General features: G+C 38.9%; 15 protein-coding genes, 1 tRNA gene and 3 pseudogenes. 4 read left to right on the top strand and 15 right to left on the bottom strand.

Going from position 1 to position 17,441, the window contains the following annotated elements; all coding sequences use genetic code 11:
• The first annotated feature begins 3 nt into the window (after positions 1-3).
• Positions 4-1,621, top strand: a pseudogene (locus DYI00_RS08615) (FtsK/SpoIIIE domain-containing protein).
• A gap of 35 nt (positions 1,622-1,656) precedes the next feature.
• On the opposite strand, the gene DYI00_RS07585 reads toward DYI00_RS08615, so the two are convergent.
• From DYI00_RS07585 to glmM, 10 genes are all read right to left on the bottom strand, one after another.
• A complete protein-coding gene (locus DYI00_RS07585) occupies positions 1,657-2,448 on the bottom strand; it encodes an urease accessory protein UreD (RefSeq protein WP_104687701.1) in 792 nt (263 codons plus the stop codon).
• Positions 2,448-3,047, bottom strand: coding sequence for an urease accessory protein UreG (gene ureG, locus DYI00_RS07580; protein ID WP_104687700.1), 600 nt, complete (start codon positions 3,045-3,047; stop codon positions 2,448-2,450). Before ureG ends, DYI00_RS07585 begins: the two co-directional genes overlap by 1 nt.
• A 30-nt stretch (positions 3,048-3,077) precedes the next feature.
• Positions 3,078-3,827 carry an urease accessory protein UreF gene (locus DYI00_RS07575; protein ID WP_011578339.1) on the bottom strand — a complete coding sequence of 250 codons (750 nt, stop codon included), beginning with the start codon at positions 3,825-3,827 and terminating at the stop codon, positions 3,078-3,080.
• A 24-nt stretch (positions 3,828-3,851) separates the two neighbouring features.
• Positions 3,852-4,364: an urease accessory protein UreE gene (gene ureE, locus DYI00_RS07570; RefSeq protein WP_011578338.1), complete on the bottom strand. Its 513-nt coding sequence runs from the start codon at positions 4,362-4,364 to the stop codon at positions 3,852-3,854.
• A gap of 1 nt (position 4,365) precedes the next feature.
• Positions 4,366-4,953, bottom strand: coding sequence for an AmiS/UreI family transporter (locus DYI00_RS07565; RefSeq protein ID WP_104687699.1), 588 nt, complete (start codon positions 4,951-4,953; stop codon positions 4,366-4,368).
• Positions 4,954-5,176: 223 nt separating this feature from the next.
• The gene (gene ureB, locus DYI00_RS07560) at positions 5,177-6,886 is read right to left on the bottom strand and encodes an urease subunit beta (protein ID WP_011578336.1); all 1,710 of its coding nucleotides are present in this window, start codon (positions 6,884-6,886) and stop codon (positions 5,177-5,179) included.
• A 3-nt stretch (positions 6,887-6,889) separates the two neighbouring features.
• Positions 6,890-7,606, bottom strand: a complete 717-nt coding sequence (ureA, locus tag DYI00_RS07555; RefSeq protein WP_011578335.1) for an urease subunit alpha — start codon at positions 7,604-7,606, stop codon at positions 6,890-6,892.
• A gap of 241 nt (positions 7,607-7,847) precedes the next feature.
• Positions 7,848-7,923, bottom strand: a tRNA-Val gene (locus tag DYI00_RS07550).
• Positions 7,924-7,941: 18 nt separating this feature from the next.
• On the bottom strand, positions 7,942-8,415 hold the full coding sequence (lspA, locus tag DYI00_RS07545) for a signal peptidase II (protein ID WP_011578334.1): 474 nt from the start codon (positions 8,413-8,415) through the stop codon (positions 7,942-7,944).
• Positions 8,409-9,746 carry a phosphoglucosamine mutase gene (glmM, locus tag DYI00_RS07540; RefSeq protein ID WP_011578333.1) on the bottom strand — a complete coding sequence of 446 codons (1,338 nt, stop codon included), beginning with the start codon at positions 9,744-9,746 and terminating at the stop codon, positions 8,409-8,411. The genes lspA and glmM overlap by 7 nt, the downstream gene beginning before the upstream one ends.
• Before the next feature lie 90 nt (positions 9,747-9,836).
• On the opposite strand from glmM, the gene rpsT reads away from it, so the two are divergent.
• From rpsT to DYI00_RS07525, 3 genes are all read left to right on the top strand, one after another.
• Entirely contained in the window at positions 9,837-10,106 is a 270-nt protein-coding gene (gene rpsT / locus DYI00_RS07535; protein WP_001273618.1) for a 30S ribosomal protein S20, read from the top strand.
• Positions 10,107-10,224: 118 nt separating this feature from the next.
• The gene (gene prfA, locus DYI00_RS07530; protein WP_011578332.1) at positions 10,225-11,283 is read left to right on the top strand and encodes a peptide chain release factor 1; all 1,059 of its coding nucleotides are present in this window, start codon (positions 10,225-10,227) and stop codon (positions 11,281-11,283) included.
• A 110-nt stretch (positions 11,284-11,393) separates the two neighbouring features.
• Positions 11,394-13,217 carry a dentin sialophosphopreproprotein gene (locus tag DYI00_RS07525; RefSeq protein ID WP_104709251.1) on the top strand — a complete coding sequence of 608 codons (1,824 nt, stop codon included), beginning with the start codon at positions 11,394-11,396 and terminating at the stop codon, positions 13,215-13,217.
• 263 nt (positions 13,218-13,480) lie between these two features.
• Here DYI00_RS07525 and DYI00_RS07520 read toward each other — a convergent pair.
• From DYI00_RS07520 to DYI00_RS07500, 5 genes and pseudogenes are all read right to left on the bottom strand, one after another.
• Positions 13,481-15,502, bottom strand: a pseudogene (locus DYI00_RS07520) (methyl-accepting chemotaxis protein).
• A 144-nt stretch (positions 15,503-15,646) separates the two neighbouring features.
• Positions 15,647-16,036, bottom strand: a complete 390-nt coding sequence (gene rpsI, locus DYI00_RS07515; protein ID WP_011578329.1) for a 30S ribosomal protein S9 — start codon at positions 16,034-16,036, stop codon at positions 15,647-15,649.
• Positions 16,033-16,458 (bottom strand): 50S ribosomal protein L13, encoded by a 426-nt coding sequence (gene rplM / locus DYI00_RS07510; protein ID WP_104687693.1) that lies wholly within the window; start codon positions 16,456-16,458, stop codon positions 16,033-16,035. The genes rpsI and rplM overlap by 4 nt, the downstream gene beginning before the upstream one ends.
• A gap of 278 nt (positions 16,459-16,736) precedes the next feature.
• Positions 16,737-16,925 (bottom strand): DUF5408 family protein, encoded by a 189-nt coding sequence (locus DYI00_RS07505; RefSeq protein ID WP_011578327.1) that lies wholly within the window; start codon positions 16,923-16,925, stop codon positions 16,737-16,739.
• A 1-nt stretch (position 16,926) separates the two neighbouring features.
• A pseudogene (locus DYI00_RS07500) lies at positions 16,927-17,441 on the bottom strand (FAD-dependent oxidoreductase); the annotation flags it as partial.

Below are 17,441 nucleotides of genomic sequence, written 5' to 3'. Positions count from 1 at the left end.
AAATTGAACCCACTAAAAAGGGTTTTCGTAATTATATCTTTTTTCAATGTTTTAAGCTTTCAATTTCTTTATTTGGAGAGCGAAAAAAATAAGTCCATAGAAGAATGGAAACGCTATGCAGAGCCTTTTAAAGATAATGGTTTTCGTTTCAAATGCCTTGACATAGAAGCAGTGAGTGATTCTAGCATTAAATCCTAACACATGCAAGACTTCGCTGATGTAATTAAAGCGTATTGCAAGCAAAAAAAGAAATTAAAAGGGAGTTGAAAGACTTACAAAGAGATAGTGAATTTTGGACTAAAAGCTCTCAGCATGAAATGGTTGTGCCGGTGGGGTGGGATATTAACCATAAAGAAGTGCATTAAAGAAGTGCGCTTTGAAATTGGTAATGAACAAAACCACACGCTTATTTGTGGGTGCAACGGGAACGGAAAATCCAATTTCTTGCATGTGTTGATTCAAAATTTAGCCTTCTACTATGCGCTTGATGAAGTCCAACTCTTTTTATTAGACTATTAAAGAGAGGGTAGAATTTAACGCGTATGCAGATCCGATTTTAAAGCATGCGAGATTAGTGAGCGTGGAAAGTTCGGTAAGTTTTGGCATGAGTTTCTTAAGTTGACTTTGTGAAGAAATGCAAGAAAGAGCCAATTGTTTCAAAGAATTTGAGGTGAAAGATTTACAAGATTACAGAAAGCATAAGGAAATGCCTAGATTTATCGTAGTGGTTGATGAATTTCAGGATCTTTTTAACAGCTCCAGTAAAGAAAAAGGTGCAGTGGAGAGGCATTTAACCAATTCGCTCAAAAAGGGTCGTAGCCATGGGATTCATTTAATCTCAGCCACTCAAACCATGCACGGCGATAATATCAGTAGTAGCCTTAAGGTTCAAATCGCTAACTGCATCGCTTTGACTATGGATGCAGAAGATAGCGATAGTATTTTAGGCGATGGTGTGGCTTGTGAGCTTGTGGGATCAGAAGGCACTTTTAACAACAATGGAGGGCATAAAAATACCACACCAAGATGAGTATCCCTAAAGCCCCTGATGATTTCAAAGCCTTTATTAACAAAATTCATACTGAATTTGGAAAAAGAAATCTTGCCCCATAGAGCATAAAATCTATAATGGCGAATTGCTTTTAAAAATACCCAACATGCTTGAGGATAAGGTAATGCACTTGCATCTAGGAAAAGGGGTGGATTATGAACAAAAGGACTTTATAGTTGGGTTTGAAAATAACCAATCGCATTTATTAGTGGTGAGCAATAACATAGAAGCTCGTGCAACCTTAATGAGACTTTTAGCCCAAAACATCAAAAGTGCAAACAAAGAATGGAAGAAAAAGCCACAGACAACGAGCAGTATTGCGTCATTTTTGTGCATGATCTCAAACAAATTTCTTCAAATTACAATCCTGGTGGTAGTTTAAAAGATTTGTTGAAAGACCACTTCAAGCAATGCCTAGCTTTTGAGTGCAATGAGGAAAACTTAAGGGCTATCAAAAGCTTAAACGCTATGGAAAACGATTTACCATTAAAAAACAAACGCAACGCGCTCTTCATAAATGCTTCTAAAGACAGCGTTACTGAGTTTAGGCCTTTTATTTTGTTAGAGTGAAAAAAAAAAGGGGGATCAAAAAGACTAAAAGGGTTTTAGTCTTTTTGAATCTTTTGCGTGACTAAACGAGCGATTTTTTCTCTTAAAGCTAATAAGGGTTCTGAGCCTTTAGCTAAAGCTTTTAGGCATAAATGAGAACTAGCGATCTCACTCACTGCCCCATCCACTTCAGCTTCTTCAATCAATTCTCGCGCACCAAATAGCTCTAAAGGGCAATTGATAAGCACCAGATTCAAATAATGCGTATAGCCATCAAACATGCACATGTTAGTCATGTCGGTGGTTTTTGGATCTAAAATCGTGTTGTCGTAATAGATAGGTTTATTATCTTGTAAAATAGAGATTTTAGTGTGCAAGCGGTTGAATTGGAACAATTCATTACGAGCCACTCGCCCTGCGACAATGATTTCACTATAAAGCAATTGGGAGCCAGAATACAAAGAAATCGTGGTATTACCCTTAAAATGTGCATTTTCAAAGGGGATCAAGGGAAAAGGTGCAAAGTCTAAAAAGGCGTTTTCTCCCACAACAATATGCATATCCCTACTAGCAAACCCATCTTCTGTGTTATGGATTTTCTCAAAGGATTGCGAAGTGATCCTTAACTTGCAATTTTGACCGATGTTTAATTGCATGTCTTGTGCATCGCCTTTCATTAAGCCAGGGCTTACCGCTAAAAGCATGATTTCAGCTAAATCGTCTTTAGGGTAAAAGGGTGCCATGAGTTTAAAGGGGGGCGTGAAGAAATTGTCTTCAATCACGCACCGTCCGTCAGCTCCTATTTTGGTTTTTAGCCTGAGCTTGGAATCTTGAGCGTAAGTAGTCATCAATCTTCCAATAAAGCGTTGCGCTTAATCCAAGCGATCACATCATCCAAACCTTCTTTAGAGCGGATATTCGTAAAAATAAAGGGCTTTTCGCCGCGCATTTTTTTAGAATCTCTTTCCATGACTTTCAAGTCCGCTCCCACATAGGGGGCTAAATCAATTTTATTGATGACAAGCAAGTCTGATCGCGTGATTCCTGGACCGCCTTTCCTTGGGATTTTATCGCCTTCAGCCACATCAATCACAAAAATCGTAAAGTCCGCTAACTCCGGATTAAAAGTCGCCGAAAGGTTATCGCCTCCGCTTTCAATCAAAAGCAATTCCAAATTAGGGAAACGGTCATGCATTTCTTCTACGGCTTCTAAATTCATGGAAGCGTCTTCTCTAATGGCGGTGTGAGGACAACCCCCTGTTTCTACGCCAATAATCCTATCTCGTGGCATCACCGAATTTTTACACATAAACTCTGCATCTTCTTTAGTATAAATATCATTAGTGATAACCGCCATGTCATAGTCTTTTGACATATGGCGTGTTAAGGCTTCAATCAAGGCGGTTTTACCGCTTCCTACAGGACCACAAACTCCAATTTTTACCATAAAATTTCCTTTCAATGTTGAGGTTAAAATTTAAGACATATATAGGCGCGAGTATAAACTCTCATGCTGCATCGCCTTAATGTCGTTTTGAATGCTTGCCACACACAGATGGCTTTCGTCTAATTCTAGGGTTTTTTCTATGAGCCGGTTAAAAGGGCTTTGCAAGCTCAATAAGATTTTTTGCCCATCATTTTGGGATAGAGGGACGCTTTTAACGCAGTTGATCACCATGTTAGAAGTTTGTGCATAAAGATAATGCCTTAAGGCTTTTTTTAATTCAATATTCAAACTCGCCACAAAAACGCCATAGCTAGTGGCATGGATTGGATCTTTGGTTTTTTGAGCGTAAGTATTAAAAAATGCACCCATGTCTAATTCATTCATGGCTTGTAAGGTTTTAATGAAGCGATTGCCTAGTTTTTGATTAGCCAATCTTAATTCCATGGGGCTTGTGGATAGTGCGATGATCTCTTCAATTTCTAAGATCTTATTTAAATCGTTTTGAAGAGCGCTTTCATAGGTGAGTTTCAAACTCAGCATTTCAGTGTAAAGGAACTGGCTAGAGAGATTGGCTTTTAAATATTCTAAAGCGCTTTCTTTATTGGTAACCTTTTTTTGCTGGATGTAAGTTTCTAACCCAAAAGAATGCGTGTAAGAGCCAATAGGGAACACTGCATCATTGACTTGCAAGATTAAAAATTCATTATCCACATGCTTACTATCTACTTCTAGAGTAGGGGTTTTCTGTGGTACGCTCGCATTTTTTTTAGTGCTTTTCACGCTTTTTCCTTTATCTTATCCTATTTATTTCATTACCACTTTAAAATCGCTTGCCAATGAGACCTTAAAATTAGGTTCGTTATGGGGCATGCTCACGGTCAAGCGTTCTTTCGAATCCAATTTTGAACTTAAAACACGATTTTGTACCCCTAGCTTTTCTAATAAAGCTAGTGTGGGTTTTTCAAATGGTGTTTTAAATTCAAATTGAGACTCGCCATAGTATAAAGTTGCATGGCGGTTTCCTATTTCATAGCATATTTTGGCTACTTCCGCCACGCTTTTAGCTTGAATGTGAATCACTTCAGAATCCAAGATATTGATGGCGATAATTTCCTTCTCTTCTTTAAATAAAATATCCCCTTGAGAGAGACCAAGCTTGGGAGCGTCTTTAAGGCGTATGGCTATGTCTTTACCTTGCCTGGTCTTAAAGCGAGCGATTTTTTTCCTCGTTTCAAACCATTCCAAATCCACATAATCCACCTTGAAATCTAAGGGGTTTAAATCCCTTAAATTGCCTGTTAAACGCTCTATAATCATCTCACACCCAGTGTTGGATAAAGAGCAACCAAGCAGGAATCCAAGCGGTTAAAATACCTTCAATGATGGCAAGCCATGGAGTGAATTTCCCTAAAGGAATTTTCAAGATGTTTTCAATGAAAGCAGTAAGCCACAAAACACCCCAAGACAACCAAATGATCGCCCACCAATCGCCTTCAGTGATGCCTAACATTTTGTGGTCATCAAGCATGTCGCTGTAATGGGATAGAATCGCAGCAGGAACCGTGTTGATCGCTACGAACAAGCTATACCAAGAATAGGGCCTCCAATCTAAATTGAAAGTGTGGTTGATAGCCGCATACAAGTAAGTGAAACCAAACAATAATCCAGTAGCTGGTCCATAGAAATTGGTCAAATGGTGTGATACTTGAGCGATGTCTTCTGCACCTTCTATAGGGGCTGAGGGGTTGAGCGCGGAATAAACGATCGCGATCACATTACAAATAATGGAGAGCCCACCCACAAAAAAGTTCATCACCGCAGTGCTTTTAGGATCGACTTTGGCCAATCCGCAAATCCCATTGCTGATTAAAACAATCGCAACATATAACAATACAAGTCCTAGCATTGCCTTATCCTTCCGAAACAAAAATTTCACAACAAACACACCTTATAAATAGCATTTTGTTGCTTGAGTTAATCATAAAAAAAAATAGTAAATTGGCAAAAAATAAAACAAAAAAATAAGCTCCTAACTTTTTGAAAACAAAAAGTCAAAGAGCCAAATTAAGATTTTCAAACTAAGACTTTAAGGAGCGATGCTCCCAAAAATCTTTAGAAAATTAAAAATCCTAGAAAATGCTAAAGAGTTGCGCCAAAGTCACTTTATTAGCCGGTTTAGAAGTCACTTCTTTGCCATCCACGAACACATGGTAGGTTTCAGGATTGACTTCAATGTGAGCGGTAGTGTCATTGAATTGCATATCTTTTTTAGTGATATTTCTGCAATTTTTAACCGGTAATACTTGTCTTTCAAGCCCTAACTCTTCTTTAATGCCTTTGTCATAAGCTGCTTGAGACACAAAAGTGATATTTGCATCGTATTTAGCTTTACCATGGTGGGCAAACATTTCTCTGTAATAAACCGGTTGTGGGGTAGGGATAGAAGCATTCGCATCACCCATTTGACTTAACGCAATGAACCCACCTTTGATGATCATGTTAGGTTTTACACCAAAGAATGCTGGACTCCATAAAACCAAGTCAGCGACTTTGCCCACTTCCACAGAACCCACATACTCGCTAATCCCATGAGCGATCGCTGGGTTAATAGTGTATTTAGACAAGTAGCGTTTGATCCTGAAGTTGTCATTGTCGCCTTTTTCTTCTTTCAAGCGGCCAAATTCTTTTTTGTTTTTGTCAGCAGTTTGCCAAGTTCTAGTGATAACTTCGCCCACACGACCCATTGCTTGAGAGTCAGAACTAGTGATGGAGAAAATCCCCATGTCATGCAAAGTGTCTTCAGCCGCAATGGTTTGAGGGCGGATCCTTGAATCAGCGAACTGAACATCTTCTTTAATGCTTTTATCCAAGTGGTGGCATACCATAAGCATGTCCATATGCTCTGCTTCTGTATTCACGGTGAAAGGGATAGTAGGGTTAGTTGAAGCGGGTAGAATGTTGTGTTCACCGGCTACTTTAATAATATCAGGAGCGTGTCCGCCACCAGCACCTTCAGTGTGGAAAGTGTGCATAGTGCGCCCAGCAATCGCTGCCATAGTGTCTTCTACACAACCGGCTTCATTCAAAGTGTCTGTGTGGATAGCGACTTGCACATCGTATTTATCCGCAATATCTAATGCATGGTTGATTGCAGATGGAGTGGTACCCCAATCTTCGTGGATTTTAAAACCAATCGCACCGGCTTCAATTTGATCGGTCAAGCTTGCGTCATTAGAAGCGTTACCTTTACCTAAGAAACCTAAATTCATAGAATATTCTTCAGCCGCTCTAAGCATCCATTTTAAATTTCTTCTACCTGGAGTGATAGTGGTTGCGTTAGTGCCATCAGCAGGCCCAGTTCCTCCACCAATCATTGTGGTTACACCGCTTGCAAAAGCTGTAGGGATTTGTTGGGGTGAAATGAAGTGGATGTGTGTGTCAATCCCACCAGCAGTTACGATCAAGCCTTCACCGGCTAGCGCTTCAGTAGCAGGACCCACGCTAAGATTGTTTTTAACGCCATCTTGCATGTCTTTGTTACCGCCTTTACCAATACCAGCGATTTTGCCATCTTTAATGCCAATATCCGCTTTATAAATACCGGTGTAGTCAATGATCAAAGCGTTAGTGATGATCAAATCCAATTCTTCCTTGCTAGGGTTGTTAGATTGACTCATGCCTTCTCTTAAAGTTTTACCGCCACCAAATTTAAGCTCTTCGCCATAAATGGTGTAGTCATGTTCTACTTCAGCGATTAAATCTGTATCGCCCAATCTCACTCTATCGCCTGTGGTAGGACCATACATAGATGCGTATTCTTTTCTGTTAATCTTTTTCATGTCTTACTCCTTAATGGTTTTTACATAGTTGTCATCGCTTTTAGCGCCGTGAAAACCACGCTCTTTCGCTCTGTGTAAAGCAATTTTTTTGCTTTCATTGTCTGCTTGCCTATCAACCAATGCGTTAAATCCAAAGATCCTTCTGTTGCCGCCAATGTCAATCAATTCTACGGATTTTTCTTCGCCAGGCTCAAACCTTACCGCTGTCCCACTCGCAATATCTAATCGCTTACCGAAAGCTTTTTCTCTGTCAAAGTCTAAGCATCTATTCACTTCAAAGAAATGGAAGTGAGAGCCGATTTGAACGGGTCTATCGCCCACATTTTTAACTTTCACGCTAATGGCTTGTTTGCCTTCGTTGATAGTGATGTCTTCATTTTTTAAGAACAATTCACCAGGCACTAACTTACCTTTGGATTCAATAGGGGTGTGCACAGTTACGAGTTTTGTCCCATCAGGAAACATCGCTTCAATTCCCACTTCATGGATCATGCTTGCCACACCATCCATCACATCATCGGGTTTTAAAAGAGTGCGCCCTTCTTGCATCAATTCAGCCGCACTTTTTTTACCAGCTCTCGCTTCTTCCATAACATGAGCACTAATCAAAGCTACCGCTTCTACATAGTTGAGCTTAATACCTCTTTCTTTGCGTTTTTTAGCCAACTCTCCAGCATAATGGAGCATCAACTTGTCTAACTCTTTTGGGGTGAGTTTCATCTCTCCTTCTCCTCATTCTTAAAGTGTTTTCCTTGAAGACATAAGCATCAAGGTTGGAGTGATTGTAGCCATTTTCAATTAACTAAGATTAACAAAAGTGATTATCATTGAATGTTATTTGTAACAAATTAGTGTTATCTTTTAAGGGCGTTATTTTAGCGTGTTTAACGATTTTTGAATATCATTTTAGAGGCAATCAAAAATTTGCAAAATGAGAATTAAAATTGGAGTAATGTAATAATGGTGGCCACGACTGGACTTGAACCAGCGACCACTACCATGTCAAGGTAGTGCTCTACCAACTGAGCTACGCGACCTTTTGTTAAAAAGGGCGATTATGCCTTAATTTTGTTTTGTTTTTGCTTAAAAAAGAATTGTCTTATTAATAAAACGCCCACGCCCACATCTATCATCACATCGGCGAAATTAAAAATAGCAAAATCAAATCCATAATGATAATACACATAATCCACAACGCCCCCATGCACAAACCTATCCAAAATATTAGAAACCCCAGCACCAAACACCATGCCAAACTCTATCGTATGGGCTTTAAAAAGCTCAATTTGGCGCATTAAAAAGATAAAAAGCCCTAAAATTAAAAGGATTTGCAAGTATTTTAAACTCCCCTCTAAAAAACTAAGCAGCGAAAATGCCACGCCCTTATTGAACACTAAAACAATATCTATAATAGAACTCTCATAGCGAAACCCCTCTAAAATAGCGTATTTGATCGCTTGATCTGTGCCAAAAATAAGGAGAAAAACCCCTATAAAAATAAACAGGCTTGTTTGGGTGGTTTTTAGCACAAATGCCCTTCAAAAAACTCTTTTAATTCTTGCATTTTTAATTCTAGTAATTTTTCATCTTTAGCTTCTAAAAGGATTCGCAGTTTGTTTTCAGTGCCGCTATAACGGATTAAATGGCGGATCTCTAGTTTGTCTAATTCTTTTAAAAGAGCGCTATAACCTTTCAAGCTTTCTAAAGGAAGCTTTTTTTGAATATCCAAATTCACCAAGCTTTGGGGGTATAATTCAAAGGGGTTTAGAGCGACAGAGCTTGCAAGTTTGCTTTCTAACACTAATGCACTCACTTGCAAGGCACACACCAAGCCATCGCCGGTTTTAGCGTAATCGCTAAAAATAATATGCCCGCTTTGCTCGCCTCCAAAATTGGCTTTATTCAATTGCATGCATTCGCTCACAAATTTATCCCCAATCGTGCAATGCTTTAATTCTAAATCTTGGGATTTTAAATATTCTTTAAGGGCTAAATTACTCATATTAGTAGCGACAATCGCTTGAGAAGAAAGGGCGTTTTTAGATTTTTGATAAACCCCTAACACCCCTAAAAGCTTGTCCCCATGCACGATATTCCCTAAATTATCCACCACCACTAGCCTGTCAGCATCGCCATCAAAAGCAAAGCCTAGATCCGCGCGGTATTTTTTCACTTCTTGGCTCAATTGGTTAGGGTGTAAAGCTCCGCATTGCTCATTGATATTACACCCATTAGGCTCATCATTGATCACTAACACATCAGCCCCAAGCTCGCTAAAGACGACCGGAGCCACCTTATAAGCTGCGCCATTAGCCGTATCTAACACGATCCTTAAACTCTGTAAGTTTAAATGTTTAGGGAAAGAGTGTTTTAAATGCACGATATAACGCCCTATGACATCGTCTATCCTTTTAGCGTTGCCAACGCTCTCGCCTACTTTATAACTAGAATGCAATAACTCTTCATTATGAAAGATTTCTTCAATCGCTCTTTCTTCTTCTTCTTTAAGTTTATAGCCATAAGAATTGAAAAACTTAATACCATTGTCTTCAAAAGGGTTATGGCTCGCGCTTATCATAATGCCTGCATCACAGCGCATGTCTTCAGTTAAAAACGCAATTGCAGGGGTAGGCATAGGTCCTATTTGGATCACATTATAGCCTATGGAAGTGAGTGCACTCACTAGAGCGTTTTCTACCATGTAGCCGCTTTTTCTAGTGTCTTTACCAATTAAAATTTTATCGGTTTTAGAATGTTTTTTAAAATACAATCCTGCAGCAATCCCTAAACGCATCACAAACATGGGGGTGAGTTTCACCCCTGCTCTACCTCTCACGCCATCAGTTCCAAAAATTTTCATCGTTATTAAAAGACCTTTTAAACTATTTTTAATCAATTTTTAGATAGGATTATGCCAAATTTTACATTACAAAGGGATTAAAACAAGGCTATGGCAAATCATAAGTCCGCAGAAAAACGAATCAGACAGACCATTAAAAGAACCGAAAGAAATAGGTTCTATAAAACCAAAATTAAAAATATCATTAAAGCCGTGCGTGAAGCGGTCGCTGTCAATGATGTCGAAAAAGCTCAAGAGCGTTTGAAGATCGCTAATAAGGAGTTGCATAAATTTGTCAGCAAGGGTATTTTAAAGAAAAACACCGCTTCTAGGAAAGTTTCAAGGCTTAACGCTTCAGTGAAAAAAATCGCTCTCGCTTAGTTTGAAGGGTGGTTTAACTCCTTTAGCTCATAATGAAATTTTATTATTGGGCTTCTTTTTAAGTTTTGCGTTTTTTAGGTTGTTGCATCTTTTTTTTTAATTTTATAGGTAGTCTTGCATGTCCATTCTAGCCGAAAAGCTTTCTTCCATTCTCAAACGATACGACGAACTCACAGCCTTACTCTCTAGTGCTGAAGTAATTAATGATATTAAAAAACTCACTGAATTGAGCAAAGAGCAAAGCTCTATTGAAGAAATTTCAGTGGCGAGTAAAGAGTATTTGAGCGTTTTAGAAAATATCAAAGAAAATAAAGAGCTTTTAGAAGACAAAGAATTGAGCGAACTCGCCAAAGAAGAATTGAAAATTTTAGAAATTAAAAAAAGCGAGCTAGAAACTACGATTAAGCAACTCCTTATCCCCAAAGATCCTAATGACGATAAAAATATCTATTTAGAATTAAGAGCTGGTACAGGGGGCGATGAAGCGGGCATTTTTGTAGGGGATTTGTTTAAGGCGTATTGCCGTTATGCAGATTTGAAAAAGTGGAAAGTAGAGATTGTGAGCTCTAGTGAAAATAGCGTAGGGGGCTATAAAGAAATCATCGCTTTGATTAAGGGCAAGGGCGTGTATTCAAGGCTCAAATTTGAAGCAGGCACGCACAGAGTCCAAAGAGTCCCTGAGACAGAATCTCAAGGGCGTATCCACACTTCCGCTATCACGGTAGCGATCATGCCTGAAGTAGATGATGTGGAAATTTCTATCAATCCTAGCGATTTAAAGATTGAAGTGTTTCGTGCTGGTGGGCATGGGGGGCAATGCGTCAATACCACAGACTCTGCGGTTCGCATCACGCATCTCCCCACTAATATCAGCGTGAGCATGCAAGATGAAAAATCGCAGCATAAAAACAAGGACAAAGCCCTAAAAATCTTAAAAGCACGCCTTTATGAAAAACAAATTGAAGAGCAACAACTCGCTAACGCTAAAGACAGAAAAGAGCAAGTCGGCAGTGGGGATAGGAGCGAAAGGATCCGTACCTACAATTACCCGCAAAACCGCTTGAGCGAGCATAGAATCAATTTAACTTTATATAGTTTAGAAGAAATCATGCTTTCAGGGAATTTAGATGAAGTGATCAACCCTTTAATCGCTCATGCTCAAAGCCAGTTTGAATAAAATCCCCACTAAGATAATCAAATAAAGTTAAAAAACCCATTTTTTTAAAATCCCGTTTAGGTTTCTAAAAATAGTCTATAATGCTCATAAGAGATATTTTAAGGTTATAGATGAAGATTATAAAAATATTTTTGATGATAACCATTAGCCTAAACGCTATAAGCGTGAATAAGGCGTTGTTTGATTTAAAAGATGCGCAATTAAAAGGGGATTTAGTCTCTAAAGCGGTGGATATTGGGGGGTATCAAAGCAACACTAAAGAGTGGGGGGCTACCGCTTTAAATTATATTAATGCGGCTAATGGCGATGCGAAAAAATTCAGTGCATTGGTGGAAAAAATGCGTTTTGGCTCTAATTTATTGGGGACTTTAGGAATGCATGCACGTTTAAAACAGGCTTTAAAATTGCAAAAAGATTTGCAATACTACCTTAAGATCATCGCTAGGGATTCTTTTTACAGTTACCGCACCGGTATTTATATCCCTTTAGGCGTTTCTTTAAAAGATCAAAAAACGGCTCAAAAAATGCTCGCTAATTTGAGTGTGGTCACGGCGTATCTCAAAAAGCAACAAGAAAGCCAAAAAGTCCAAAGTCCTTATTACAAGAATGATTACTACAACCCCATGAATTACTATAACCCTTATTATGGCATGTATGGGATGGGTATGTATGGCATGTATGGCGGTTTGTATGGGGGATTTTTTGATGGATTGTATGGCTTTTACCCTAGCATGTTTTTCATGGCACAGGTTCAAGATTACTTGATGTTAGAAGATTACATGTATGCAATAGACAACGAAGAAAGCTTGGAGCATGAGGATGACAACCAGTTGAATGCACCTACTGATGATAAATCCCAACAACCAACCGATCTCATGAGCTTTTATCGTGATCCTAAATTCAGTAAAGATATTCAAACCAACCGCTTAAACCATGCCCTAATCAATTTAGACAATGGCCATACGCTCAAAGACAACGCGCTTTTTAAAACTAATGCCATGCCCGCTAAAAGCGTCAATGCGATCACTTCTCAAGCCAAAGAGCTGGACCATTTAGTGGGGCAAATCAGAGAAATGAAGCAAGATGGGGCGAGCCCTAGCAAGATTGATGCAGTTGTTAATAAAGCTATGGAAGTTAGAGACAAGCTGGATAATAACCTTAATCAACTAGATAGCAGCTTAAAAGACTCTCAAAAAGGGCTTTCAAGCGAGCAACAAGCTCAAGTGGATAAAGCGCTAGACAGTGTGCAACAATTAAGCCATAGCAGCGATGTGGTAGGAAACTATTTAGATGGGAGTTTGAAAATTGATGGCGATGATAGAGACAATGCAGACGATTTGGCGAATAACCCCATTCAAACGCCCATCAATGATGCAGACAATATGCACACAGATGATGACAAAGACAAGGGAAATAACGCGCTCATAAACCCTAACAACCCCACGGATATTAAAACCGATGGCGCCGCTGACACAAAGGGGAGCGACACTGACAATAAAGATGATAACACTAACATTGATGCTAACGATAACAGCAACGCTAACGACACCGACGATAAAAACACCAACGGCATGGATAATACCGACGATACCAATAACACTGATGCGAACGACATGAACGATAATAACGCTGATGATTCGAATAACATGAACGATAATAACGCTGATGATTCGAATAACATGAACGATAGCTCCAATGATACCAACGACGATTCAAGCAACATGAACGATGACATGAATGACGACATGAGTGGCACAAACGACATGGGTAATGGCGATTCTGGTGATATGGGGGACAACGATGATATGGGTGGTAGCGATGATATGGGTGGTAGCGATGATATGGGTGGTAGCGATGATATGGGTGGTAGCGATGATATGGGTGGTAGCGATGATATGGGTGACATGGGCGATATGGGCGATATGGGGAATTGATAACAAAATTTAAAAAACGCTAGAAAAAGCGTTTTTTATAATCTTATAAAAGGGCTTGATTTGAATCCAAGCGATAACCGCTTTAAAAGAGGTTTTTGGAGTTAGGGGGATTTTAAAAAGGGGCTGTAGGGGGAGAAGTTTTAAAACGCCCCTTTATTCTCTTATGATTTTTATCATAAAATTTAAAATGATATTCTCTTGTGATTTTGATAATAAAATAAATCTAAAACGATAAAATAAAGCTTAACCCACCATTTTTGGAATTAAAACTTCTTTTTACCCACATCTTCTAAAATATCTTGGGAGATCCCATCAATTTTATCGCTGACTTGTAAAGAATGGTTAGCGATAGTCAAATTATCTTGCACATCTTGTTGCAAGGCGTTATGGAGCGGTGGATATTTTCCACGCCCTTATTTTTGCATTTTAATGGATTCAGCGTTATCGGCGATGCTTTGAACAAGAATATTAATATTCGCTTCAATTTCACTGAGCGATTTTTGCGTCCTTTCAGCGAGCTTTCGCACTTCATCAGCCACCACCGCAAAGCCTCTCCCATGCTCGCCGGCTCTTGCGGCTTCAATAGCAGCATTTAGGGCTAATAAATTCGTTTGATCGGCGATGTCTCTAATCATATCCACCACGCTTTTAATGTCTTCGCCTTGAGAGATCATCTCTTGGCTTTTAGAATCAATCGTTGTAATGATATTAGTGATTTCTTCTAAGGATTTAGTGGTGTTTTGCAAGCTTCTTTCTTGCTTGTGGGCGGTTTTGGTCAAATTATCCACGCAAGTTTTTAAGTCTTTGGATTCATTATTGAGCGTGTTAGCAAACCCTAAAGAAGCTTTAAGCATGCTAGAAATTTCTTGCCCTAAAGTGTTGAGCGCTTTTTCCATGTTGGCTTTAGGGTCTTGGATATGGTGGGTAAAATCCAAATTTTTATAATGCTCTAGGGCGTTATTTAAAGCTTCTATGTTAGCGCCAATTTGGTTGCGAAAATACTGAATAATGCTATTAATCGTGTTTCTTAAGGCTTGCAAGTCTTTGTTTTTAGGCACGCATGCGATTTCTTGGGTGAAATCCCCACTTTCCACAAAATTAGCCACTTCAAGGCTGTTTTGAATCGCTTCATTATCGGCTTGAATGCTTTCTTGAGTTTTAAGGATATTTTCATTGATAGAAGCTTGCATATGACCGATTTCATCATAGGCGTTTGGGGGTGTTAAGCTTATGGCATGATTATTTTTAGGGTTATTGAGCAGGTTGAAAAAATCATTTAGGGTGTTATTGACCACATTGATGCGTTTGGTGACAAGATTGGAAATAATGACAAAGACTAAAAAAGCTAATACCAACACGCCTAAAATCAAAGTGGTGATAATAATGTATCTGGTGTTTGTCGCTTCTTCAAACACTAAAGACTTATTGATGTATTTCCCAATAGCCCAACGCCAATGATGGCTGTTATCCCCTTTTTCTTCAAAAAAATCAAAGGGCTGTATGGCTAAAAAGGTTTCTGTATTCCCGCTCAATGAATGGTAACTCAAAGTGCCTGCTTCGTTTTTGTCATAATATTCTACGGCTTTAGCCACTCGTTTATCCGGATTGATAGCGCTCAAAATTTTACTTTGGATCTCATGATTGGGGTTGATTAAAAGCCTACCGTCTTTCCCCATTAAAAAGGTGTTACTTTTACTTGTGCCTACTATATCTGTATAAAAGGCATCAATGTTTAAAAAGAGGTTTAACGCGCCCATAGAATTTTGATTTTTATCCATTAAAGGAAGAGTAATATCCATGCCATAGATTTTATCGCCGTTGATCTCTTTATAATAGGGGTCTGAGTGGGTCGCCTCTTTGAGCGATTTGGCTTGATTGGTCATGTTTGGATTGAGTGCGATGCTAGGATAAAGGATTTTTGAACGGGTATTCATCGCAGTGATGACCCGCTCATTGTCCTTCGTATAAATAGCGCTAATCAATAGCACATGAGGGTTTGCGAGTAAAAATTCAGAGAGCAAGCGCCTTTTTAGAGCGTCATTGACAGAGCCGTTTTCATCGCTTAGAAATTTTTCAAGGGTATTAACGCCAATAAAAATGCGCTTCATAATGCCTTGAATTTTAAAACCAGTCAGTCGGGCTTCTTTTTGCAACAATTCCGTGGCTTGGTGTTGCAACACGCTTTCAACCTTGTAGTTGATAATAACGCCCATAATAGCACTAATAGCAACAACAACCGCACACACCATTATGACAATTTTAAAACCAATTTTTGTAGATTTCATCGCCCTTGCCTTTTACAACTGATTCAATAACGAATGATCATTATACATTATTTTGAAACTTTAATAAAATGAGAAAAGAGAAAAGAATAAAATAAATAAAATAAGAGAGAGCCAAAGCCCCCCCAAAAAGGGGAGTAAAAGAAATTATCTTTTAGAGAATTGCGGGCTTCTTCTGGCCTTTCTTTTACCATATTTTTTGCGCTCGACCACCCTTGAATCCCTAGTGAGCAAGCCTTTAGGTTTTAAAATGGCTCTAAAAACAATATCATAAGCGTTCAAGGCTTTAGAAATGCCATGCCTTAAGGCTTCCGCTTGTGCAGAATACCCTCCACCAAAAACCACCGCTTTAATATCCACGGATTGCTCTTGTTTGGTTAAAAGTAAGGGTTGCATGACTTTCATTTTAATGGCTTCATGCCCACCTAACCATTGGTTTAGGCTTTGCTCATTGATACTCAATTCGCCTTTACCCGGAGTGAGCCACACTTTAGCGATAGCCGTTTTTCTTTTACCGGTAGCATAGATTTTTCTCATTTAGCGTCCTTTTTGCTAGTTTGTGCGGTGTGAGGGTGCTTATCATCACAATAAACTTTGAGTTTTTTAATCATCGCTTTCCCTAATTTCGTTTTAGGGAGCATGCCCCTAACGGCTAAATGGTAGAGCTTTTCAGGGGTTTTTTCTAGCATTTCTTGGAGAGTTTTACTCTTGGTGCTGCCAAAATAGCCTGAATGGGTGAAATACTCTTTATCTTCTAATTTCATGCCTGAAAATTTAACCTTATTGGCATTGATAACGACTACAAAATCCCCACAATCCACATTTGGGGTGTAAAAAGGGCGGTGTTTCCCTCTTAAAAGCACGGCGATTTCAGTGATCAAGCGGCCAAAAACTTTGTCCTTAGCGTCCAAAACGACCCAATCACGAACGATGTCACTGACTTTAGCAGTCTTTGTCATAAGAATCCTTTGATAAAATTAAAGCGACTATTATAAGAAAATAAACTTAAATATTGCTGAATTTAAGGAAAGTTTAAAGTTGAGTATAATAAAGAGTTTGCATAACAAGTGATAGTTTCTTAAGCGGTCTTCTTGGGTTAGGGGGTTTTTAGTTGGGGGTTGTAGGGAGAATTATTTCAAAATACCCCTTAAGGGAATGAGTTTTTACTATAAAAATTAAATTTAAAAAACCCTATTTTAAAACAAAACTTTCGTTACTGCTTAATAAACCAAAGCCCCTATTGTTGCCCTTGATTGAGTCTTTCTTCTATTTTTTTGATTTTTTGGCTCATTTGAGCGCTCGCATTGATTTGATTGATAAGCATGTAAAGGTTTATCATCATCAAAAGCACCACCACAAGCCCTAAAAAAAAGACAATTTTAACGGCTTTTCTAGCGATTTCTTGGGCTTCTTGTCCTTCTTGCATTTTAACTTTCCAACTCTTCTGGAGATAAATCTTTATAAAATCGTTCTAATTCAAAGCTTTCGCCCAAATACGCAACGATTTCTTGGGAATCCACAAGGGCGTTTTGTAAGCAACTTGTCGCGCCTGGAGAAGGGGTCATGTTAAAAGTAATGCCTTTATGGGTGCAAATCTTTTTTTTCGCCTAATTCTAGTTTTCGCTTGGTTTTGTCTAAAACTTGTGGGCGCACTTCGCCAAAACCATGGGCGTATTCCAAATCTTCTAGGCTAAGAGAGGGGATGATTTTTTTGAGCGTCTTTTAAAAACTCCCTTTTACCAATAACAGGCAATTCAAAAACCATGTTTTTAAGCACATAATTACGGATTTCTTTATCGCTCATCAAATCAAATGCAATCTTAAACACATCTTTATTCAAATCCATTTTCAATAATTCCAGACTAATGCCCTTAAGCCAACATTTGTTGCGCTCTAATTTAGGCATCGCTAAAGCGGTGGGTCCGATTCGCGTTTTGCCTTT

Source organism: Helicobacter acinonychis, from assembly GCF_900461455.1.
In the GTDB taxonomy this organism is placed as follows: domain Bacteria; phylum Campylobacterota; class Campylobacteria; order Campylobacterales; family Helicobacteraceae; genus Helicobacter; species Helicobacter acinonychis.
Note: the sequence above shows the minus strand (reverse complement) of the source record. Positions and strands in the feature narration are given on the sequence as shown.

Coding starts and splice junctions, on each gene's coding strand:
- DYI00_RS07585 (WP_104687701.1), bottom strand. CDS start 2,448: ATGACTACTTACGCTCAAGATTCCAAGCTCAGGCTAAAAACCAAAATA.
- ureG (WP_104687700.1), bottom strand. CDS start 3,047: ATGGTAAAAATTGGAGTTTGTGGTCCTGTAGGAAGCGGTAAAACCGCC.
- ureE (WP_011578338.1), bottom strand. CDS start 4,364: ATGATTATAGAGCGTTTAACAGGCAATTTAAGGGATTTAAACCCCTTA.
- DYI00_RS07565 (WP_104687699.1), bottom strand. CDS start 4,953: ATGCTAGGACTTGTATTGTTATATGTTGCGATTGTTTTAATCAGCAAT.
- ureB (WP_011578336.1), bottom strand. CDS start 6,886: ATGAAAAAGATTAACAGAAAAGAATACGCATCTATGTATGGTCCTACC.
- ureA (WP_011578335.1), bottom strand. CDS start 7,606: ATGAAACTCACCCCAAAAGAGTTAGACAAGTTGATGCTCCATTATGCT.
- glmM (WP_011578333.1), bottom strand. CDS start 9,746: ATGAAAATTTTTGGAACTGATGGCGTGAGAGGTAGAGCAGGGGTGAAA.
- rpsT (WP_001273618.1), top strand. CDS start 9,837: ATGGCAAATCATAAGTCCGCAGAAAAACGAATCAGACAGACCATTAAA.
- prfA (WP_011578332.1), top strand. CDS start 10,225: ATGTCCATTCTAGCCGAAAAGCTTTCTTCCATTCTCAAACGATACGAC.
- DYI00_RS07525 (WP_104709251.1), top strand. CDS start 11,394: ATGAAGATTATAAAAATATTTTTGATGATAACCATTAGCCTAAACGCT.
- rpsI (WP_011578329.1), bottom strand. CDS start 16,036: ATGAGAAAAATCTATGCTACCGGTAAAAGAAAAACGGCTATCGCTAAA.
- rplM (WP_104687693.1), bottom strand. CDS start 16,458: ATGACAAAGACTGCTAAAGTCAGTGACATCGTTCGTGATTGGGTCGTT.
- DYI00_RS07505 (WP_011578327.1), bottom strand. CDS start 16,925: ATGCAAGAAGGACAAGAAGCCCAAGAAATCGCTAGAAAAGCCGTTAAA.